Annotated in this window: 16 protein-coding genes; 6 read left to right on the forward strand and 10 right to left on the reverse strand. The window is 39.9% G+C overall.

From position 1 onward, the window contains the following. The first annotated feature begins 81 nt into the window (after nucleotides 1-81). Nucleotides 82-792, forward strand: coding sequence for an SRPBCC family protein (locus J1905_RS20385; protein ID WP_214229071.1), 711 nt, complete (start codon nucleotides 82-84; stop codon nucleotides 790-792). 19 nt (nucleotides 793-811) lie between these two features. On the opposite strand, the gene J1905_RS20390 is transcribed toward J1905_RS20385, so the two are convergent. Further along, the gene (locus J1905_RS20390; protein ID WP_214229072.1) at nucleotides 812-1,324 is read right to left on the reverse strand and encodes a DUF5362 family protein; all 513 of its coding nucleotides are present in this window, start codon (nucleotides 1,322-1,324) and stop codon (nucleotides 812-814) included. 101 nt (nucleotides 1,325-1,425) lie between these two features. On the opposite strand from J1905_RS20390, the gene ychF reads away from it, so the two are divergent. After that, entirely contained in the window at nucleotides 1,426-2,520 is a 1,095-nt protein-coding gene (gene ychF, locus J1905_RS20395; protein ID WP_214229073.1) for a redox-regulated ATPase YchF, read from the forward strand. A gap of 394 nt (nucleotides 2,521-2,914) precedes the next feature. On the opposite strand, the gene mgtE is transcribed toward ychF, so the two are convergent. Next, the gene (mgtE, locus tag J1905_RS20400; protein ID WP_214229074.1) at nucleotides 2,915-4,288 is read right to left on the reverse strand and encodes a magnesium transporter; all 1,374 of its coding nucleotides are present in this window, start codon (nucleotides 4,286-4,288) and stop codon (nucleotides 2,915-2,917) included. 217 nt (nucleotides 4,289-4,505) lie between these two features. Here mgtE and J1905_RS20405 point away from each other — a divergent pair, with 217 nt between their 5' ends. Next, the gene (locus J1905_RS20405) at nucleotides 4,506-5,738 is read left to right on the forward strand and encodes a hypothetical protein (RefSeq protein ID WP_214229075.1); all 1,233 of its coding nucleotides are present in this window, start codon (nucleotides 4,506-4,508) and stop codon (nucleotides 5,736-5,738) included. Nucleotides 5,739-5,741: 3 nt separating this feature from the next. Here the strand turns inward: J1905_RS20405 and J1905_RS20410 are convergent, their stop codons facing one another. Next, nucleotides 5,742-7,859 (reverse strand): hypothetical protein, encoded by a 2,118-nt coding sequence (locus J1905_RS20410; RefSeq protein WP_214229076.1) that lies wholly within the window; start codon nucleotides 7,857-7,859, stop codon nucleotides 5,742-5,744. Between the two features lie 190 nt (nucleotides 7,860-8,049). Here J1905_RS20410 and J1905_RS20415 point away from each other — a divergent pair, with 190 nt between their 5' ends. Further along, complete coding sequence (locus tag J1905_RS20415; protein ID WP_214229077.1) at nucleotides 8,050-9,246, forward strand: multidrug effflux MFS transporter; 1,197 nt, start codon at nucleotides 8,050-8,052, stop codon at nucleotides 9,244-9,246. Here J1905_RS20415 and J1905_RS20420 read toward each other — a convergent pair. Both J1905_RS20420 and J1905_RS20425 read right to left on the reverse strand, forming a co-directional pair. After that, nucleotides 9,243-9,914, reverse strand: a complete 672-nt coding sequence (locus J1905_RS20420) for an FMN-binding negative transcriptional regulator (RefSeq protein ID WP_350027992.1) — start codon at nucleotides 9,912-9,914, stop codon at nucleotides 9,243-9,245. The genes J1905_RS20415 and J1905_RS20420 overlap by 4 nt on opposite strands. Then, nucleotides 9,881-10,762, reverse strand: a complete 882-nt coding sequence (locus J1905_RS20425) for a DMT family transporter (RefSeq protein WP_214229079.1) — start codon at nucleotides 10,760-10,762, stop codon at nucleotides 9,881-9,883. Before J1905_RS20425 ends, J1905_RS20420 begins: the two co-directional genes overlap by 34 nt. A 97-nt stretch (nucleotides 10,763-10,859) precedes the next feature. Here J1905_RS20425 and J1905_RS20430 point away from each other — a divergent pair, with 97 nt between their 5' ends. Next, nucleotides 10,860-12,275, forward strand: a complete 1,416-nt coding sequence (locus J1905_RS20430; RefSeq protein ID WP_214229080.1) for an aminotransferase-like domain-containing protein — start codon at nucleotides 10,860-10,862, stop codon at nucleotides 12,273-12,275. Between the two features lie 253 nt (nucleotides 12,276-12,528). On the opposite strand, the gene J1905_RS20435 is transcribed toward J1905_RS20430, so the two are convergent. The 4 genes from J1905_RS20435 to J1905_RS20450 are packed head-to-tail and all read right to left on the reverse strand — an operon-like array spanning nucleotide 12,529 to nucleotide 18,449. Beyond that, complete coding sequence (locus tag J1905_RS20435; RefSeq protein WP_214229081.1) at nucleotides 12,529-12,741, reverse strand: hypothetical protein; 213 nt, start codon at nucleotides 12,739-12,741, stop codon at nucleotides 12,529-12,531. Nucleotides 12,742-12,751: 10 nt separating this feature from the next. Further along, nucleotides 12,752-14,161: an efflux transporter outer membrane subunit gene (locus J1905_RS20440; RefSeq protein WP_214229082.1), complete on the reverse strand. Its 1,410-nt coding sequence runs from the start codon at nucleotides 14,159-14,161 to the stop codon at nucleotides 12,752-12,754. A gap of 2 nt (nucleotides 14,162-14,163) precedes the next feature. Continuing rightward, entirely contained in the window at nucleotides 14,164-17,313 is a 3,150-nt protein-coding gene (locus J1905_RS20445) for an efflux RND transporter permease subunit (RefSeq protein WP_214229083.1), read from the reverse strand. Between the two features lie 2 nt (nucleotides 17,314-17,315). Next, nucleotides 17,316-18,449, reverse strand: coding sequence for an efflux RND transporter periplasmic adaptor subunit (locus J1905_RS20450; protein WP_214229084.1), 1,134 nt, complete (start codon nucleotides 18,447-18,449; stop codon nucleotides 17,316-17,318). A 333-nt stretch (nucleotides 18,450-18,782) separates the two neighbouring features. Between J1905_RS20450 and J1905_RS20455 the strand changes: the two genes are divergently transcribed. Continuing rightward, nucleotides 18,783-19,604: a universal stress protein gene (locus J1905_RS20455; RefSeq protein ID WP_214229085.1), complete on the forward strand. Its 822-nt coding sequence runs from the start codon at nucleotides 18,783-18,785 to the stop codon at nucleotides 19,602-19,604. Between the two features lie 12 nt (nucleotides 19,605-19,616). Here J1905_RS20455 and J1905_RS20460 read toward each other — a convergent pair whose 3' ends face one another. Continuing rightward, nucleotides 19,617-20,375 (reverse strand): LytR/AlgR family response regulator transcription factor, encoded by a 759-nt coding sequence (locus J1905_RS20460; RefSeq protein WP_214229086.1) that lies wholly within the window; start codon nucleotides 20,373-20,375, stop codon nucleotides 19,617-19,619. Nucleotides 20,376-20,380 lie beyond the last annotated feature (5 nt).

Genomic DNA, 20,380 nt, shown 5'->3' on the forward strand with positions numbered 1-20,380 from the left:
TAAACGATTTCAGCAAATATTAAAACTTATCTATTACCGAACTGTTATTCTGTAACTATAGCCAATAAAATGAGCCATCTAATGAAAACACATAAAACTAATTTGAAACTTAGGTCGGGAAAATTCTCCATTGAAAAGCATCATTACGAAAACATAGGCCTTACAGAGCGTATGGTCTCTGTACTGTTAAGTGGTATTTTAATGACCAGAGGTATAAAACGCCCACTTAAAGCCCAGTTTTTATATGGGGCTTACATGGCTTACAGAGGGTTTACAGGCAGATGCTTCTTTTATGAAAAACTTGGCATTGATAGCAATAAACCGAGAGCAATAAATATTAGGGGCGAATTTGAAATAGATAGACCTGCCAATGAAGTGTACGCTTACTGGCGTGATTTAAATAACCTTCCGGGAAGTATTAAACACTTGCTAAATGTGGAGGTGATTGATGAAAACCTGTCGCATTGGAAAACCAATGTAATGGGGAGTTTATTTTCGATAGACTGGGATGCAGAGATTATTAAGGATGAACCGAATCGTTTAATTGGATGGCGTTCTTCTCCAAGTTCATTGATAAGTCATGTAGGCCGGGTTAAATTTACCGAAACAGCCGATAAAACAGGTACAATTTTAAAGGTAGTTTTATCTTATCATCCTCCTATTGGAGGGGTTGGCCTAGGTTTAGCCAGATTATTAAATCCCTACTTTGAGAGTTTATTAAAAAAGGAAATCAGAAGTTTTAAACATACTATAGAAAACAGGGTTCCGATATATGCTAACGGAACCTTGTAAAATATGTTTTGTGCTTAGATTAAGAGGCTACATTACCTGCCCCTAAATACGCTACAACTCCCAGAAGGAAAGAGATAATGTAAAGGCCTAATACGGTAATTGTAATGATTCCCCAAAATTTAAAGAACGATTTCATTTTGCCCATTGCTGCGCTTAGTGCAGGCTGATCTCCAAACAATACTGCCTGTTTTGCCGAATTAGCATATTTAAATAATAACAAACTCGGGTAAAAATAAAGCAAAGCAGATAATAGAAATACGACTGTAAGGAAACCTCCTCCCAGTGCAGCCCAAGGATTGTTTGCAACCCCCACACGGTCGTTCATAGTACTTATTAATGCTCCTGCACTAAAGGAAACCAGAATCATAATTCCGGTTAATACAAACCCTACAATAGATAGGAATTTGGTCCACCTGGCTGTTTCATATATGTAACTCCGAATATCTTCTGTTACAGTCAATAAAACTTCTTCTACTTCTTGAGGTTCATTTTGTGTTGTTTCCTCAGGATTTTCTTTCTCAAAATCTTCCATGTTTAATTGTATTGTTTTTTTAAAGGCTTTTAGCTTGCCTAAACATAAAGAATATTTTTAAAAAATTGATACCTTTGCGCCAAATCAAGAAAAAAACATACATGGCATTACAATGTGGTATAGTTGGTTTACCAAATGTTGGAAAATCTACTTTATTTAACTGTTTATCTAACGCAAAAGCTCAGGCTGCGAACTTCCCTTTCTGTACTATCGAACCAAATATTGGTGTTATTACCGTTCCGGATGATAGGTTAACTAAACTTGCAGAACTCGTAAACCCTAACCGAATTGTACCGAATACAATTGAAATTGTAGACATCGCCGGCTTGGTTAAAGGAGCTTCAAAAGGAGAAGGTCTTGGTAATCAATTTCTAGGTAACATTAGGGCAACAAACGCGATCATTCACGTTTTACGTTGTTTTGATGATGGAAATGTGATTCACGTTGACGGATCAGTAGACCCTATCCGTGATAAAGAAATTATTGATACTGAATTACAACTTAAGGATTTGGATACTGTTGTAAAACGTATTCAGAAGGTTGAAAAAATGGCTAAAACTGATAAAGAAGCCAAAAGAACTTTCGATATCCTAAGTGTTATAAAAACTCATGTTGAGAGTGGGAAATCTGTTCGTTCGGCAGCAGTTGCAGCCGAAGATTTTGAATTTATTCAGGATTTAGGCTTACTTACTCAAAAACCGGTAATGTACGTTTGTAACGTTGATGAAAATTCAGTTATAGATGGTAATGCTTACGTTGAGCGTGTTAAAGAAGCAGTAAAAGATGAAAATGCTGAGGTATTGGTTATCTCTGCTAAAATTGAATCTGAAATTGCTGAGCTTGAAAGCTATGAAGAACGTCAGGAATTCCTTGCTGATTTAGGCTTAACTGAGTCGGGTGTAAATAAACTAATTCGTGCTGCTTACAGATTATTAGATCTGTACACTTACTTTACGGCTGGTGTACAAGAAGTAAGAGCCTGGACCATTACAAAAGGATTCACTGCACCTCAAGCTGCCGGTGTAATTCACACAGATTTTGAAAAAGGATTTATCCGTGCTGAGGTAATTAAATATAACGACTTCGTAACTCTAGGTTCTGAGAATGCATGTAAAGATGCCGGAAAACTAAGTGTTGAAGGAAAAACTTACGTTGTTGAAGACGGAGATATTATGCACTTCCGTTTTAACGTTTAAGACGTTTAAAATTTAAGAGTTTAAAATTTTAAAAAAGCTTACTAGAAATAGTAAGCTTTTTTTCATATATTTAATTTTTAAAACCAACTGTACTCCAAGGATTTGGAAAATTAAATTGGAATTTGGACATGCTTAAATTCTAATTAACTAAGTATTGAGTCCTAAAGGGGCTCTGCCTACGACTCATAATATAGTCGTCTCTTGCACTACTTTTAAAGGGACTTCGTTCGTACCTCGTTCGACGAGCGTCGAACAAGTACCGAACAATATCAGTAGAAAGGCCGACCCATCCTTTGCACCCAAAAAAAATCTATAAAAAATTGACAACGAAAACTATCATTACCACTTTTTTGTATTTTTTCTAACGCTCGAGCCTCAGGATGATGGACAAAAATTACAATAGTACTCCCGTAAGGAACAACACTGCTACCGAAAAATAGATGATTAAGCCCGTTACATCCACTAACGTTGCAACAAACGGAGCAGATGATGTTGCAGGGTCAGCTCCGAGCTTTTTAAGCAATAAAGGAAGCATTGATCCGGCAAGCGAGCCCCATAGTACAACTCCTACTAATGCTACCCCAACAGTTATACCTATAAGCATCCAGTGCGGACCATACATATCAGTAAAGAAGGTCCATACAAAAATCCTTAAGAAACCTATTGAACCCAACACAAGCCCTAACATTAAGCCAGAAATGATCTCTCTACGCATAACTCTCCACCAATCACCAATGGTGATTTCGCCAAGAGCCATAGCCTGGATAATTAGTGTAGATGCCTGAGAACCACTATTACCTCCACTGGAAATAATTAAAGGAACAAACATTGCCAAAATAACTGCTTTAGCAATATCAGCTTCAAAATGCGCCATAGCCGTGGCGGTAAGCATCTCTCCAAGAAAAAGTACAACCAGCCAGCCAATCCTTCTTTTAAACAAACCAAGAATAGGCATGTCTAAATAAGGTTCATCCAAGGCCTGGGTACCCCCAATTTTATGTATATCTTCAGTATATTCTTCGTTTGCAATCCATAGGATATCATCAACAGTTACAATACCTAACAATACGTTATTATCATCAACAACAGGCAATGCAACCCTGTTGTTCATCCTAAATATATTGATGGCTTCTTCCTGGTGGTCACTTGCTTTTAAAGCAATTAATCGTTTATCCGTAAGATCTCCTATTTTAGCTTCGGGATCTGCAAGTAAGATTTCCCTGATCCTGATGTCATCTAACAGTATACCATCCTTGTCAATCACATAGATTACATCAATGGTCTCGGAGTTTTTACCGTAACGTCTGATATGCGAAAGTACACGGGTTACAGTCCAGTCCTTTTTAACAGCAACATAGTCTGGAGTCATTAACCTACCCACACTATCTTCCTCATAACCAAGGAGTGAAAGTGCCTCTATCCTATCCTTAGCTGGCAAAAGTATAATCAGCTTTTTAACGGCATCGCCTTTCAGTTCGCTAAAAAGTGAGGTACGATCATCCGGTGGAAGTAAATTGATTAGTTCTGCTAACTTATTGCCAGGAAGTTTTTTAATGATCTTTTCCTGAGTAGGAAAATCAAGAATTCGGAATACGTTTACAGCTCTTTTAACAGATAATGTTTCAATAAATTTTACCGCGTACTGGGGGAGTTCGTCTATTAGATGTTCTACGTCCGAAATATTCAGATCATCTAAATAAACCTTTAATTGAGCATCGTCCTCAAGCTCCAATAGCCTTACGATTTCTTCAACAACTTCCTCTTCCATATACACTAAATTCTTTACATGATTTTCACTGCTTTACGGCTGCAAAAATGCCTTTTTATTTTTAAAAAAGGCATTTATAATGAGAAAAATATCATAATAAATATGAGCATCATCAAACAGAGGTAACTTTAGTAAAAAATGAGGTAGTTGGATAGCGGTTTTAATAAACAAAATAACATAAATTTAGTTGACCAAATATTTCACATAACCATTAGACATGCTAAGAGCTACATTAATAGTACTGACTTTTATTTGCCTGACTACTTCAACCAAGGCCGCAATAACAACATCGAAACCTATCTCTCCAGAAAAAACTGACTACAAATTCAAGGGTAAAATCTCCAGAAAAGTACTTGAAAATTATTTAGATCGGTCTATAACCATGCAAAGGATGCTTACAGGAGAAGGTAATTTTGACGATAACCTAAGGATGATTAAAAATATTGGCGCCAAGTTTATCGGTCGTGCAGTTTGCCAATGGGGAGGTGAAGCTGATCTTCTAAAAAACTTTGAACAGGAAAAGCAATTTGCAGCGAGAGTACACAAGATAGATCCGGACATTATACTACAAGCATGTATTTTTGAGATTGTAACTCCTGAAATTGAAAAAGTCCCTGTACCTGAATGGGCTTTTAAAGCGCTTAATCTTCCAGCAGAAAAACGAAACTTCCGCTATGCGGACATTCTATATGCCGATGGAAGGATGAATAAGCATTGGGGTAATTCTGGGGTGCCCGACATCAGCAGACCTGAGACTAAACTTTTATTCTATTTTCTTGCTGCTTCATACATTGATGCGGGCATTGAGGGCATACACTTTGGTCAGGTTGAGCTAATGAATAAAAATGACCAAAACCTTGATCATTATGCACAGGTATTGGACCTAATTAGAGGATACGCGGCTAAGCATGCGAGAAGAAATATGTTAATATGTGATTCACACGTTCCAAGCGGTGGTTTTTTACGTGAAGGTAAATTATTGATGGACTTTCACTCCTTTCCCTTAAGAATTCTGGAAACACCGGAAAAACCTGAAGAGGCAATCCTTAAAGTTGGACATTCAGATGCTCTTTTTAGCCGCAGCAAAGGGGGAATAACTCCAAGTGGCTGGACATGTGAGCACCTACCTTACTTAGTTGAACTTGACAACTTTGGCGCAAGCAAATCCCCAGGCAAACCTGTTGGAGATATCTATGTTTGGGGCTATGATGAGATCAGTTGGTTTGCAAAACAAAATGACAAGTACCGTCGTGATTGGTTACACTATGCCTATAATTGGCTTGCAAAGGCTGATCCTAATGGGTTTCTTGAAATGCCAGGAAGCAGACAAACGACAAGACTTACAGATAAGAAATGGTACGATGCCAATAACCGTAGTGCAGCGGTACCTAATGGCCATGGCGACGAAGATACGATTAGAGATATTTGGGCAAATGGGAGAACTAAGTAATAGTTATAACGCTTTCTTTAACCCTTCCCATTTTACTACCCATGAGCCATCTTTAGGAAAGCCGGGAGCACTGCCGGCAGGTGCACCATCCCACCCAGCAGCCATCATGGCCACTGCGTAAAGCAAACCGCCATTACCTGGAAAATAAGGAAACGGTCCGCCTCCGTCAACCAAACCATGTTCTTCTAAACGAAAACCGGGGTAGTTGAGCAAATAATCTAATGCTTTATCGCCTTGGCCTAGTTTTGCGGCACACATGGCTAGCATAGGGAAGTCCCATCCCCAGGTATGGCTAAATTTCCAGGTCTCACCTACCTTTTTTAATGTTCTTTCCATCGTAGGCACATCAACTCCATCACCTGGCAACATGCCATATGCACCAATCAAAGCAGGGTGTTCAAAGGTGTAGTTCTTCCACATGTCATCGATATTTTCCCAGGAAACATAAAGTCCATCCTTTACTGGAAGTGGTGATAATTTGTCCAATACGTCTGTGTATTTCGGACTTGTGGGCATTTTCAATCTCTTGCGCCATTCCTGAGCAATTTTTAAACCTGTACGCCAATAACTAAGCTCATACGTAGGATTGATTGTAGTGCGAGGATCTGCATTTTCGGAAACCACCTGTAGGGGGTAGCCCAAGATATATCGATTTTGCTCCTTGCTATAATGTGCATACGAAGCCATAAAATCAGCAGATTGCAATACCACATCCTTCCATTTATTGAGTGTTTTCTCATTTGGATGAGCCCTGTAATCCAGTTCCGCGAAAAATATTGGGTGCGGTTGTTGCCAAATCAATAAAGCTGTGATTTCCAAAGGCCATTCCCAACGGGCATGGTCACCAATGGTTTTCGGCCATCTGGCACCTTCATACCCTTGTTTTTTCGCCCTTGCAGCAGATGATTCCAAATGATCTCCATATGCTTTTAAACTTGGATCAAGTAATGGCCACCTGTCCCAAAGGGCATAATGTGTACCATGCCACCACATCATTTCATAGTGATATTTACCATACCAACCATTGTTAACCAATCCACTTTCTTGTGGGGGTAAAGATCCTGCCTCATTGACAGCCATAACATATTGCGAGAGCACTATACGTCTTTCCAGTTCTTTCCATCTTGGATCTTTACTTTCAGACAAATCTATTGCTCCGCCACTTTTCCAGAACTTTTCCCATTTCTTAATGCTCTCATTATTGGTCTGCTGGAAAGTTGGCAAGTTAGATTTTATAGGTTTTTTAGAAAAAGAAAGGCTGATTTCTGCTTGATCCTTACCTGCAAACTGAAGCTCATATCTATGTTTTTTGGTTTCTTTTATCGTTCCACCATTTTTCCACTGCAACCTTACATCATATTCCGCATCATCTAGTTTTCTATGGAAGTCTGTCCGTCCATTAGAAAATACAGCTTCTGTAGTATGTTTATCTAAACTGTTCCAGTCTGCACCATTTCCAAATTCACCCATTGAAGCATAGGGAAATTCCAGAAACGCACTAATCAGACCATCATTCAGATTATCTGCTTCAATTTTGATAGCTATGGCATCTTGTGTAGGATGGCCAACTGTAGTTACTTTTATTTTTCGCCCTTCAAGTTCGAATGTACTGGTGGCTATTCCCGTCCAGAGATCTACTTTTTGAACCGGATTTTGCAGATCGTTTAACACGGCCTTGGTACCATCTTTCTTCTTTAATATGAGGCCGAGTCTACCGAGATTGATACGTTGCGGATTGCCCCTCATCCAATCAGAAAGCTTTTCTTGTTCTTTGTTTTGAATATCGTACCTGATCATTCGCCCTTGCGCTTCCCATTCCTGTCCTTTAAAATCAGCAGGTGTTTCTGAAGTGGGTAAGGGAAACTCATGCCAACCCCAGTTAGACATAGTATTACCAGCCTGAGTAAAGGTTTGCATACCTGTAATATCAAAACCATAAGCAAACTCACCATTCCCCACCTGACTTGGCCCTTTTAAATTTCTATCAGTTATAGTAATGTTATGCCTGGTAACTAAAGCCTTACGATCAATCTTTGATGGTTGTTGTTGAAAGGCCTTAGTATTTTGAATGGTAAGAATAGAAAATATCTGGACTGCTATTAATAGTCTGAATTTGTTCATAGCTGATGTGTCGTATCTGGTTATCTTGAATTTTAAAAATAGGCATATTCATTTGAACTTGCATCCTGCACTGACCTGATATTTTAGCTTTAATCCTAATAAAAGCTTTTTTATTTACTAGTAAAATTTGCAAAGGAGCCAATAATAAAATTAGTTTTACCAATCATAAAATCAGTTACTCAATACACAGATGAAAATCAATGCGAAGCCCTTATTGATAACTTTAACTTTAGGCATTTTAACAGCAATAGGCTCCATCTCCATTGACATCTATTTACCCGCATTTGGCATAATGGCCAATTATTTCAAAGTGCCGATTGTTCGTGTTGAGAGTACAGTAACGTTATTTCTTTTCGGAATGTCTTTTGGTCAATTACTTATTGGCCCTTTATCGGATGTATGGGGAAGAAAAACACCTTTAAGAATCGGCTTAACAGTCTATGTTCTTTGCAGCATTTGCTGCATACTAACTAATTCCTTCTCTCTGTTTTTAGCGCTGAGATTTATTCAGGGACTTGCGGGAAGTGCCTGTCAGGTAATTTGCCGAGCGTTGGTTAGCGACATCTATAAGGATAAAAATGCAGCTCACGTTTTCACTATTTTGCAGATAATAATGGGCATTTCTCCAATATTATCACCGATAGCCGGAGGCATGTTAGCCGAAGAATCTACCTGGAAGTATTTATTTCTAATTATGGCAGTTGTTTCAGGATTAGGGCTAGTTGGATGTTTAACCGTTTTACCTGCAGGAAAAGCTGCATCAGATAACAAAAGACTAAATGTTTCGGGCATATTAAACAGCTACTCCTATTGTCTAAAACATCCAGCATTTATTAATTATGCTTTGGTGAGAGCCATTAGCAACAGCGCGGCATTTTCTTTTATTACAGCTTCGCCATTTATATTTACACAGATTTATGGGCTAAGTAAAAAGCAATTCGGCTTTGTATTTTCTGCCTTAGCCATAGGAATAATCTCTACCGGAATACTCAACACAAAATTACTAAAGCATTTTGAGGTTCAAAAAATCACCAAACTTGCCATCACTTGCCAATTGGTTACAGGCTTAATGCTGATAATTACATTATACTTTAATGGCTCTTTCCCAGTTTTACTAGGTTTGATTTTTATATTTTTGTCTATGCTTGGCTTGATTCTCCCTAATACTACTTCTTTATATATCGGATCCATCCCTTCATTCAGCGGATCCGCCTCTGCATTAGTCGGAGCACTGAGCTATCTATCTGCATTTTTGATTACATCGGTACTAAGTTTACTTTATAACAGTACTGCATATCCAATGATTTTAATGATGTGCTTTTGTGCTGTTCTTGCCCATTTATGTTTAAAGCATAAAAACAGAAGTGGCTCATATAATGAGATTTAGATAGTTTTCTTAATATAATTTGCTAAGTCGTTTTCTATCGAGCTTCCACTTTTTTCTAGCTGCTGTATAATCCTTTGGCGTTCCACTTCAGATTTGTTCTGACTTAATTTCTTCTGTCCCTGCAAGTCGGAGACCTCTAATTCAAAAGCAACAATTCCCTTTATCATTCCTCTTTTAAACTTATCAGAAAGACTATTCCATTGTTCCAGATAAGCCTGTTCATAAACCATAATCATTTCTTCTAATGCTTTAAGCTTCAAATCTTCATTTATAATAATTTTTGCTTTTCCATAAGCATGTACTGCAATGTAATCCCAGGTAGGTACACTTTCTCGCTTATCATAATGCAAAGGTGAAATATAAGCGTGGGGCTCGGTAAATATAACCAATGAAGTATTTTCCTCTATGTATTTAGACTGCTCATTAGCTAATGCAAAATGACCACTTAAAATCAACTTCTCCTCCCTTTCAGCTATAACAAAAGGTAATTGTGTGGCTAAAGGAACATTATTATTGGTAGTAATTATTGTTGCAAAACTATATTGCTTCATAAAAGCAATTTTTTCAACTTCACTCTCAAATTTGAACATACTAGGTATAAACATAAGACAGGTTTTATTCCTAAATCTATTTATTATTTGGCAAATTTCTTGGTTCCGGCGACACATAGAATCACGCCGACAGTTACCCCTAACATGCCCAGGCTTACTTGCTCATGAAGCAAAGTAGCTGCCAATGCTAAACCAAAAAATGGTTGTAATAGTTGCAACTGCCCTACGGTTGCAATACCTCCCTGAGCCAAGCCCCGGTACCAGAACATAAAGCCAATAAACATACTAAACAAAGCAACATAGGCTAGGCTAAACCACGCGGCTATACTAACACCAGCAAATGATTCTGGGCGCAAAAAGAATGTTAGGGGAACCATTACTGGCAAGGACAGTACCAAAGCCCAGGAGATTACCTGCCAACCCCCAAGTGTCTTGGAGAGTTTAGCTCCCTCAGCATATCCAAGTCCACATAAAATAATGGCCGCTAGCATCAGAACATCTCCAATAGGAGAAGCAGCAAAACCTTGTGTAATTGAATATCCTACAACCAAAAGACTACCCACAATTGAAAAAAGCCAAAATATTGCAGGAGGACGTTCTCCCCCACGCATTATTCCAAAGATGGCAGTGGCAAGTGGCAACATCCCCAAAAAAACAATAGAATGTGCAGAAGTAACATGCTGTAGAGCCAATGCGGATAGAAGAGGGTAACCAACCACCACTCCTAATGCTACAATAAATAAAGGTAAGATCTGCTTCTGTGTAGGCCGCTTTTCTTTAAAGATCAACAGAGCACAGAGCGCAAGTACCCCTGCAATAGTTGCACGCGCGACTGTTAGAAATACCGGATCAAAATCCAAAACGGCTACTCTTGTTGCTGGCAATGATCCACTAAATACAATTACGCCAATAATACCATTAACCCAACCGCTTGAAGATTTCTCTTTATTTATTACTTCTGTCATCTATCTAAAAATTTCTGTTCAAAATTACCATGGAACACAGAACAACTACAGTCTCAGTTTTGTAATTTTGAATGGACACAGTTAATAGTTTCAAAAAATGGCTAAGGTTTATTTATATAGCGAAATAGCAAATGGAATTGCTTTCCAGATCAGAAATGGAATTTTAAAGGCTGGGGAGAAACTTCCCTCTGTAAGGATGCTCTGTCGCGAACATGGCGTTAGTATGAATACAGCAAAACGTATATTCCTCGAGCTAGAAGCGCAATCCTTAATTGAATCAAAACCGCAATCAGGCTATTTTGTCAGTAAATTACTTCAGCAAAAATTGTCTCTTCCTGATATCAGCCGTCCTTCCCTCATCGCTAATGATAAAGAACCAAATGAATTAATTACTAAGGTTTATGCTAACATGGGCAGAGATGATCTTACACTGTTCTCAATCGGTGTTCCATCTGGCAATTTATTACCGTTAGCAAAACTAAAAAAGGAAATTTTACATGCTACACGGGAATTAAAGGAAGGAGGTACAGAATATGAGCCGCTTCAAGGCAATGTTAAATTGAGAAGAATGATTGCTGTACGCTCATTAACCTGGGGTGGAAATTTGAATGAAAATGACCTGATTACCACCAGTGGCGGCATGAATGCCTTATCATTTTGCCTTATGGCTTTGGGGAAACCCGGTGATACTGTCGCAGTAGAAAGTCCTTGTTATTCAGGGATTTTACAGCTTGCAATAAGTTTAGGTCTTAAGGTACTGGAATTACCAACACATCCAATTACAGGAATAGAAATAGATGCCCTAAAAAAGGTTATCCCCAAAATTAATCTTTGCTTATTGGTTCCTAATTTTAACACTCCTTTAGGCAGCTGTATGCCAGACGAGCATAAAAAAGAAGTTGTCGAGCTTTTAGCGAAACATGGCGTTCCACTTATTGAGGATGATATATATGGCGATCTTTATTTTGGTTCTCAGCGACCAAAATGTTGCAAATCTTTCGACAAGGAAGGTAATGTTTTATGGTGCAGTTCTGTATCTAAAACACTAGCTCCAGGTTATCGTGTTGGCTGGATTGCCCCTGGTAAACACAAGGAAAAGCTACTTAAATTAAAGTTTGTTCATTCTATATCTTCAGCTTCTATCATTCAAGAAGCGGTTGGTAACTTCCTAAAAACTGGCAGATATGAAAATCATCTTCACCATCTTCGTAGTGCTTTAAAAAGCAATTATCAGAACTATATCCATACCATTCCTGAGTATTTCCCTGTGGATACAAAAGTAAGTAGGCCACAAGGAGGGCTTGCACTTTGGGTAGAATTTAACAAAGATATTGATACTATAAAATTATATGACCTGGCCATTAAAAAGAATATTAGTATTTCGCCGGGACGGATGTTTACCCTACAAAACCAGTTTGAAAACTGCATGAGACTATGCATAGGCTTGCCTTGGTCCGACGACCTCAAATTCAAACTAAAACAACTTGGAAACCTGGCAAAAATGATTTCATAAGGTGGTGGAATTTGTTTAAACCTGTCAGTAAGTCATTGACACTCCCTAACTCTTTAGCAAATGCAATTGAAATAGGTTGAAGTTTCTCTGTCAAGTAGGTAAAATGAGGCCATTGTTCATATTGCCAATCATAAGTTTTGAGCCGATTAAATAAAATAATCGGCTCAAAAGCCTATTTGAATTAATAATTATTTTTTTTTGTATATTCACTTTATGAAAAACAACGATCTCAATAACAAGCAATTCACCTTATCTAAACCACTATCCCTGGTTGGACTACTGGTATTTCATCTTTTACTTTATTACATGATCTTTCATTGACATGAACGAGATAAATGTTATCAGCTTCATCCAAATCTAGTGACCAATCTACAACACTATCAAGCAAGCCTATCGTATTGAATATGATAAAAAAGTAACCGTGCTTCCAGTCAACAGCAGGCACGACAATGGCATATTTTTTCATGCGGATTATATTATTTCAATCCGCCACCCAATGCCCTGTACAAATCTGTTAAAGCTGTAAGCTTATCCCGTTTAACAGTAACAGCCTCCAGGTCATTTTGCAAGGAATTATTCTGGGCCGTAATCACCTCCAGATAAGTTGCCATACCACTTTTATAAAGCATTAACGCATCAGTTCTTGCTTTATTCAGTGATGCCGTTTTCCTCGAAATGATCTCCAACCTTTCATCCGTATGCTGTGACTGGCTCAGGGTATTCGAAACTTCAGCTACCGCATTAAGAACAGTTTGCTTATATTGAATAACTGATTTTTCCTGTTCCAGCCGAATCACTTTGTAATTGGTACTCAACTCTTTTCTTTGAAAAATAGGTTGAGTCAGATTTGCACCTAAATTATGAAAAAGGGAAGCTGGCAGATTGAACCATGAACTTGCCTTAAATGAATTTGCTCCCGACTGCGCGGTAATACTAAACGATGGATACATGGCAGCCTTAGCCAAGCCTGTTTTTGCATAAGCAGACATCAACGCGAATTCTGCTGCTTTAACATCAGGTCTTCTGCTCAGCAGTTGTGTCGGAACTCCTGCCACAAAAATGCTCGAAGCAGGTAATTGCAATTGACCTGCACGTTGTACCGCATCAGGATATCTTCCGCATAAAATACTTAGCGAGTTTTCCTGAATCTCGATGTTTTGTTTCATTAACGGCACTAAAAGTTCAGCGGTATTTTTCTGCGCTTTTACCTGCTCAACGGCCAAAGAATTGATTTGACCAACAGAGAACTGTAGGTTCACCATATTCAACGTACTATCGCTTAAAGATACATTTTGATCAGCAATCTTCAGTTGCTCATCAAGGCTAATCAGATTGTAATAGGCCTCTGCCACTTGCGCAATAATTCTTGTTTTCAAGGCGCGGACATTTTCTATTTGCCCCAAGTATTCTGCCCTTGCTCCTCCTTGCCGCATTGCTGCCTTGCCCCAGATATCCGCTTCCCAAGACAGCGACAAACTGGCGCTGTAATCGTCTAGAAAGTTACCGCCTGTAACCTGCCCCGCAAGAGAACCATTCAATGAGTTTTTTGAAAGGTAGTTCCTATTTGCTGATGATACTGCATTCAGTGTCGGTAAAAGGGATAATTTTGCTTGCTTCAAAGAAAGATCCAGCTGTTCCAATGCTAATGCAGCGGCACCAATCTCATTATTTCGTTGAAGTGCCGAATCGATTAAATTCACTAGTAAAGGATCTTTAAAAAACACCTTCCACTCCAGCAGCGTGGTATCACCTGTAAGCATAACCGGCATGCGGTACTGCTCTGGAAGACCCGTCACCGGCTTTTCATATTTTTTCCCAACTACACAGGAAGAAAGTGTAGCGGCAACCATCAAACAGGCTGCCATGTGTTTCATGTTAAATTTCATAATTAAATCTTATGGTCAGTTTGCACACCAGACTTGCTGGAAACCTTTTCCTGAAGGTACTGGAACAGCATAAACAATAATGGGATCACAAATACCCCCAATACTACCCCACTGAACATACCCACTGCAGCACCTGTACTGATAGAGCGATTACCCATGGCAGTACCTCCAGTAGCGATCATCAAGGGGATCATACCTACAATAAAGGCCAGTGAAGTCATGATAATTGGACGTAACCTTGCCTTGGAAGCCTCTAAGGCCGCCTCTAGTATAGATAGGCCTGCGCGTCTACGTTGCACCGCGAATTCAACAATCAAAATCGCATTTTTAGCCAACAAACCGACCAGCATGATGAGTCCCACCTGTACATAAATATTATTATCCAACCCTACAATTTTTATCCCTGCGAATGCCCCTAGAATCCCTGTAGGAATAGATAAAAGAACTGCCAGAGGTAACAAGTAACTTTCGTACTGGGCGGCCAGCAGGAAGAAAACAAACAACAGGCAAAGGCCAAATATAAATATGGTCTGGTTGCCGGAAGCTTTTTCTTCGAGACTAAGTCCTGTCCATTCGTAGCTGTAATCGGCAGGTAGGTCATTCAATACCTTTTCTACATTTTCCATTACCTGGCCGTTACTGAAACCAGGCAAAGCTACTGCATTGATGGTTACTGAATTGTAAAGGTTATAACGATTTACAGATTCAGGGCCATAAACTTTATGCAGGCTCACCATAGATTTAACCGGAAGCATCTGCCCCTGCTCGTTACGCACAAAGATCTCGTTAAAAGCATCTTCATCAGTTCGAAACACACCATCCGCTTTTACATTCACCCGGTAGAATTTACCAAACCTAGAGAAATTTAAGGATTGGTCTCCTGAAAAGTAAGTTTGTATAGTTGCCAGCATCCCGCTAACGCTTACCCCAAGTTGCTTAGCCTTGTCTTCATCCACTTCAAGTTCCAGTTGCGGATAATCGGCACGGAAAGTGGTATAGGCATATTGTACACCAGGCTGTTGCATAATCTGGCCAATAACCTTGTCAGCCATAGCTTTCAATACCGCGGGCTCGCGCGAATTCCTATCCTGTAAAACGATCTCGGCTCCTCCGGTTATACCATAACCTTCTACCGGCGGCATCCTAAGGGCCATTACCGTTCCTTCTTTTATCGTACTCAGCTTGGCACTGATATCAGCCAAAACCAATTCAATATCCTTAATTTCACCACGGTCTTTTTTATCCTTCAGTTTCACAAACCCCATTCCATACCCAGCACCGGCACTGCTGCTTAAAATGTTATAGCCCGATATGCTGTTGTTGTTTTCCACGGCCGGATTTTCGTTCAGTATTTCGTCAATTCGGTGCAGCACTTCCGTAGTCCGGTCAAGTCCGGTACCTGGGGGCATGCTTAAACTGTATAAAATGAAATTATCATCTTCCATTGGCACAAAGCTTTTTGGCGTACTGACCATCATCCACACAGCAATGCCCGAGATCAAAAAGACCAGTCCTGCCGCAATTGCTTTTTTCGTAGCCAGGAAGCGTAATCCTTTAATGTACCTGCTGGTCAGGTTATCAAAACCGGAGTTAAATCCTATGAAAAAACGTTGCTTAAAGCTAGTCTTTTTAGGCTCTCCGTGGTGACCATTCGCGTGTGTATTTTTAAGCAATAAAGCACATAAGGCAGGTGTTAGCGTTAGTGCATTTACCGCAGATATGATAATGGCAATGGCTAATGTATAAGCGAATTGTTTATAAAATATACCCGAAGACCCTGTCATAAAGCCAATAGGAATAAGTACTGCTGACATCACCAGGGTGATTGAAATTACCGCACCTGTAATCTCTCCCATGGCGCTATGCGTCGCCTCCTTACCGGACATATTACTACCCTCCATTTTACTGTGTACAGCCTCCACGACCACAATTGCATCATCTACAACAATACCAATAGCCAGTACAAGGGCAAACAGTGTTAATATATTAATGGTGAACCCAAGTACAAACAGGAAGAAAAACGTACCTACAATTGCAACCGGAACAGCAATAGCCGGAATAATTGTAGACCGGAAATCCTGCAAAAACAAGAATACCACGATAAACACAAGGATGAAAGCCTCTATCAGCGTATGCTCTACCTGTGAAGTTGCCTCATCCAGGCGGTCTTTAGTACTCATCAAATTCGCAACTTTTATCCCCGGAGGGAAAGAACGTGCAGATTTTTCTAACTCTGCCTTGATTCCTATTTCTATGTCATTCGCATTGGAACCGGAAGTTTGTAATATGGCGATGGTAACGGCAATCCTACCGTTAGATAAACTGTTTCCGCTATAAGATATGGAACCGAATTCAACCCTAGCGACATCCTTAAGTCTGATTACATTTGCACCGTTATTCCTGATCACCAGATTTTCGTACTGCGCAGGTTCATTCTTTTTACCTTTATACCTGATCACATATTCCAGGGCGGCATCCGATTCCTCACCCAGCTTCCCTGGAGCCGACTCCAGACTCTGGTCTGCAATCGCATTGGTCACATCGGCAGGTACCAGTCCCGCGCTCGCCATCTTTCTAGGATTCAACCAAACCCGCATCGAGTAATCCTTGGCGCCAAATAACTGTGCTTGTCCTACCCCCGGAACCCGTTTTACCTGTGGTATAAGATTGATGTTTGCATAATTCTGTAAGAATACCTCATCGTACTTGCTGTTATCTTCCGTATAGAGATTGAAAATCATCACCATACTGTTCTGCTGTTTGGAAGTCGTCAATCCCATACGGATCACTTCTTGCGGCAAAATTGGAGTAGCCTGCTGCACTCTGTTCTGAACGTTCACTGCGGCCTGATCAGGATCAACCCCCTGCTTAAATACCACAGTAATGGAAAATGAACCATCATTACTTGCTGAGGATCTGATATACTGCATGTTTTCCACACCATTGATCTGTTCCTCCAGCGGTGTAACCACCGAGCGGATTACTGCCTCACTATTTCCACCGGGATAACTTCCACTCACCATTACTGTAGGTGGGGAAATATCTGGGAATCTGGTTACGGGAAGTTTGGTCAGACCCAGAATACCTAGTATGAGCAATACCACAGAGATTACTGTGGCCATTACCGGCCTGTCTATTATCTTTTTTAACATTTCTATTTTGATTTAACGAGCTTAGGTTTTACCTGCATCCCATCTACTAAAACATCTATATTGTTCAGGGCTACCTTATCTCCGGCTTTGATTCCACTTTTCACGAGATAATTTTCCCCCGATCTGCCGGCAATCTGAAGCGGGCTCATGGAAACCTTGTTGCTGTCATCCAGCATAAAGACAAAAAATCTGTCTTGAATATCTTTTACACTGGCCATAGGTACGCTTAATGCCGATTCTATTTTCTGGTTGATCACTACCCTTGCAGACCCTCCGGATCTGAGCAGTTTATCCGGATTTGAAAACACCGCTTTCAAAGTGATACTACCAGTAGAAGGATCTATATTTCCGCTTGCGGTCTCTAGTTTACCCAGCTGTCCGTAAGTACTTCCATCCGCAATGATCAGTTCTACGTTATTGACGATCCCTGGATCCCTGGCAACATCTTTACGGAACCCAATGTATTCGGCTTCACTCATGGAAAAGTAAACAAACAAGGTATTGATATCGGCCAACGTAGTAAGTGGCTGGGCATCTGAAGGGGTAACCAGGTTACCGACCCTTTTAGGGATTCGGCCGATATAACCACTTACAGGTGCTTTTATCAATGCAAAGTCGGCATTTAACCGTGCCGAACTCACTGAAGCTTTAGCCTGCGAAACTGCTGCCGAAGCGGCATCATAAGCAGCCTGAGCAGATTGCAGTTGCACCGCTGAGACTACCTTGCCTTCCACCAACGGTCTGATCTTCTCCACCTCAATTTTAGCGGTGGCTTGGTTGGCTATAGCCGACTTGAGCATAGCTTGTGCATTATTGACCTGTTCGTTAAAAACTTCTGATTTAATCTGGAACAATCGCTGACCCTTGGTCACATAATCACCTTCTTTTACATAAATTGCATCCAGATAACCGCTAACCTGCACTTTCACATCCACACTTACACTTCCTTCTACATTTCCAGGAAATTTTTTCTGTATGCCCGCCGTAGCGGTACTTACGGTTAAAAAATCGACTTCTGTTAGTGCCAGACTTACAGTTTGTGACTGACCTCCTCCGCAGGCACTGAGTATCATAGCAGCGGCAAGAAATAAGAGCCTATTTAAAGTTCTTCTACACTGAATAATTTGCTGAATCATTTTTTTCTGTGATTAATATTTAAAGGCAAAGTAACCTGATTGTTATGGGTGGGATTTGAAATATTTTGCCGAATCGTAGATAATTGGACCTGAATCGAAACATGTCCGTTCTGAATCCCCACAGTTGGTTACTTATCAAATTTCAAACACAAAACAAGGCATTACGGTTGAGAAGAGACACGTTTACAATTCAGGTGCATGTTTTTACCATTCAGCAAAAAAATGGGCCATTCCTTACAGAATCAGCCTAGTTTTGGATTATCAATAACCATTTAACATCAAATAAATGAAAAAACTAAAAAATGGGCATCACCTATGCAAATCACTACAAGTATGAAAACCATCATTGTCGCCACAGATTTTTCTGCTGAAGCAGAAAATGCAACTCAATACGCCGCAAAGGCAGCAAGTAAACTCGGGATTAAAATTATCCTCTTCTCCTTGCAAAACATTTCCATTCATGCACTCAATGCCAGGCTACCTGGGAGCTCATTTGACCAAATCATTTATCAGTGCAATCAAATGATCAACTATGTCGCTAAAAAAATCAGCCGGCAACATGAGATAGAAATTATCCCGCATCTCGCTACGGGTAACTTTTACGAGGAACTGGAAAGATGTCAAGCCCAATACTTTGCAGATCTAGTTGTTTTGGGCATGCCCCAAAAATCAATGGAACAGGACTTATTGGGTAATACCACCACAAAATCAATGGACAGGCTGAACATTCCGGTCCTTGCAATTCCATTAGGTGCCGAATACAAAGGGGTCAAAAAGATCATATTTGCTTGTGATGTTATGCGTGGAGTTCAAACTAAAGTGCTATTGCAGGTCCGTCAGCTGGCTAAACTATTTGGTGCAACAGTAGAAGTATTTCATGTGCGCGACCACGTTCTCGCCTTAAAGGAAACTGAATTGATTCAGGAAAATTATGAATTGATCCAGCATGAATTGGAAGGGATTCGCTATTTGTTTAAGGGAGTAGCCTCAAAAAGGATTGTAGAAGCGATTAGGACAGAGGTTGTAACGTCTAATACAGATTTGCTAATCATGGTGACACATAGGTATGGATTTTGGAATTCCTTGGTTCATCGGAGCAAAACCAGGGAAATGGCAGCAGGAGAAAGTATACCCTTGCTTTCCTTACCTATATAAAAGGTATATCTGTTAAGCCCCCATCCAGGCTTTAAACTGGGGGGCTTTGTCCCTGCTAATGAAGATTTCCGTTTCCCTGCTTTTTTTCAGAGTCACTTTCAATCTTCCGTTGAAACTGTTTACGATCTGACTCACTGAGTCCATGTGAATGATAATTTGACGATTTGCCCGGAAAAAGAGCTTTGGATCCAACTGCTGCTCCAGCTCTTCCATACTTTGTGGCAGAATTTCTTCAGTACCCTTCATTAGCCGGGCATACATGATTTTTTGATCAAGATAGAAATATTCAACATCAGAAACCAGAAGCGTCTTATAACCATCCCTGAAGGGAAGCAGAAATCTAGTCCGGTACTCCTGCTGATCCCGTTTAAGAAACGACAATAACTCCTCAACAGAGGGCTGTACTTCCTGCTCATAGGTTTCAAGTTTCAGCATTGCGTTTTCGAGTTCATCCTTATCAATAGGTTTTAATAAGTAATCGACACTGTTAAATTTAAATGCCCGCACAGCATACTCATCATAGGCGGTAGTAAAAATAATTGGGCATGATATTTTCACCCGGTCAAAGATTTCGAAACTCAATCCATCCGAGAGCCGTATATCTAGAAACATCAGATCGGGATGTGGATTGTTTTGCAACCAACTGACTGCATCAGCAACAGCTTCTAAAGGATTCAAAATAAAATACTCAGATCGCAACTCACCAATAAAACGTTTTAATCTGTCTGCATTTGGTTTCTCATCTTCAATAATCAATATGTTCTTTTTCATCAGTA

Source organism: Pedobacter sp. B4-66 (genome assembly GCF_018492665.1).
Taxonomy (GTDB): domain Bacteria; phylum Bacteroidota; class Bacteroidia; order Sphingobacteriales; family Sphingobacteriaceae; genus Pedobacter.

Bases quoted from the DNA above. Each gene is read 5' to 3' on its own strand.
- J1905_RS20385 (WP_214229071.1), top strand. From the start codon at position 82: ATGAAAACACATAAAACTAATTTGAAACTTAGGTCGGGAAAATTCTCC.
- J1905_RS20390 (WP_214229072.1), bottom strand. From the start codon at position 1,324: ATGGAAGATTTTGAGAAAGAAAATCCTGAGGAAACAACACAAAATGAA.
- ychF (WP_214229073.1), top strand. From the start codon at position 1,426: ATGGCATTACAATGTGGTATAGTTGGTTTACCAAATGTTGGAAAATCT.
- mgtE (WP_214229074.1), bottom strand. From the start codon at position 4,288: ATGGAAGAGGAAGTTGTTGAAGAAATCGTAAGGCTATTGGAGCTTGAG.
- J1905_RS20405 (WP_214229075.1), top strand. From the start codon at position 4,506: ATGCTAAGAGCTACATTAATAGTACTGACTTTTATTTGCCTGACTACT.
- J1905_RS20410 (WP_214229076.1), bottom strand. From the start codon at position 7,859: ATGAACAAATTCAGACTATTAATAGCAGTCCAGATATTTTCTATTCTT.
- J1905_RS20415 (WP_214229077.1), top strand. From the start codon at position 8,050: ATGAAAATCAATGCGAAGCCCTTATTGATAACTTTAACTTTAGGCATT.
- J1905_RS20420 (WP_350027992.1), bottom strand. From the start codon at position 9,914: ATGTGTCGCCGGAACCAAGAAATTTGCCAAATAATAAATAGATTTAGG.
- J1905_RS20425 (WP_214229079.1), bottom strand. From the start codon at position 10,762: ATGACAGAAGTAATAAATAAAGAGAAATCTTCAAGCGGTTGGGTTAAT.
- J1905_RS20430 (WP_214229080.1), top strand. From the start codon at position 10,860: ATGGCTAAGGTTTATTTATATAGCGAAATAGCAAATGGAATTGCTTTC.
- J1905_RS20435 (WP_214229081.1), bottom strand. From the start codon at position 12,741: ATGAAAAAATATGCCATTGTCGTGCCTGCTGTTGACTGGAAGCACGGT.
- J1905_RS20440 (WP_214229082.1), bottom strand. From the start codon at position 14,161: ATGAAATTTAACATGAAACACATGGCAGCCTGTTTGATGGTTGCCGCT.
- J1905_RS20445 (WP_214229083.1), bottom strand. From the start codon at position 17,313: ATGTTAAAAAAGATAATAGACAGGCCGGTAATGGCCACAGTAATCTCT.
- J1905_RS20450 (WP_214229084.1), bottom strand. From the start codon at position 18,449: ATGATTCAGCAAATTATTCAGTGTAGAAGAACTTTAAATAGGCTCTTA.
- J1905_RS20455 (WP_214229085.1), top strand. From the start codon at position 18,783: ATGAAAACCATCATTGTCGCCACAGATTTTTCTGCTGAAGCAGAAAAT.
- J1905_RS20460 (WP_214229086.1), bottom strand. From the start codon at position 20,375: ATGAAAAAGAACATATTGATTATTGAAGATGAGAAACCAAATGCAGAC.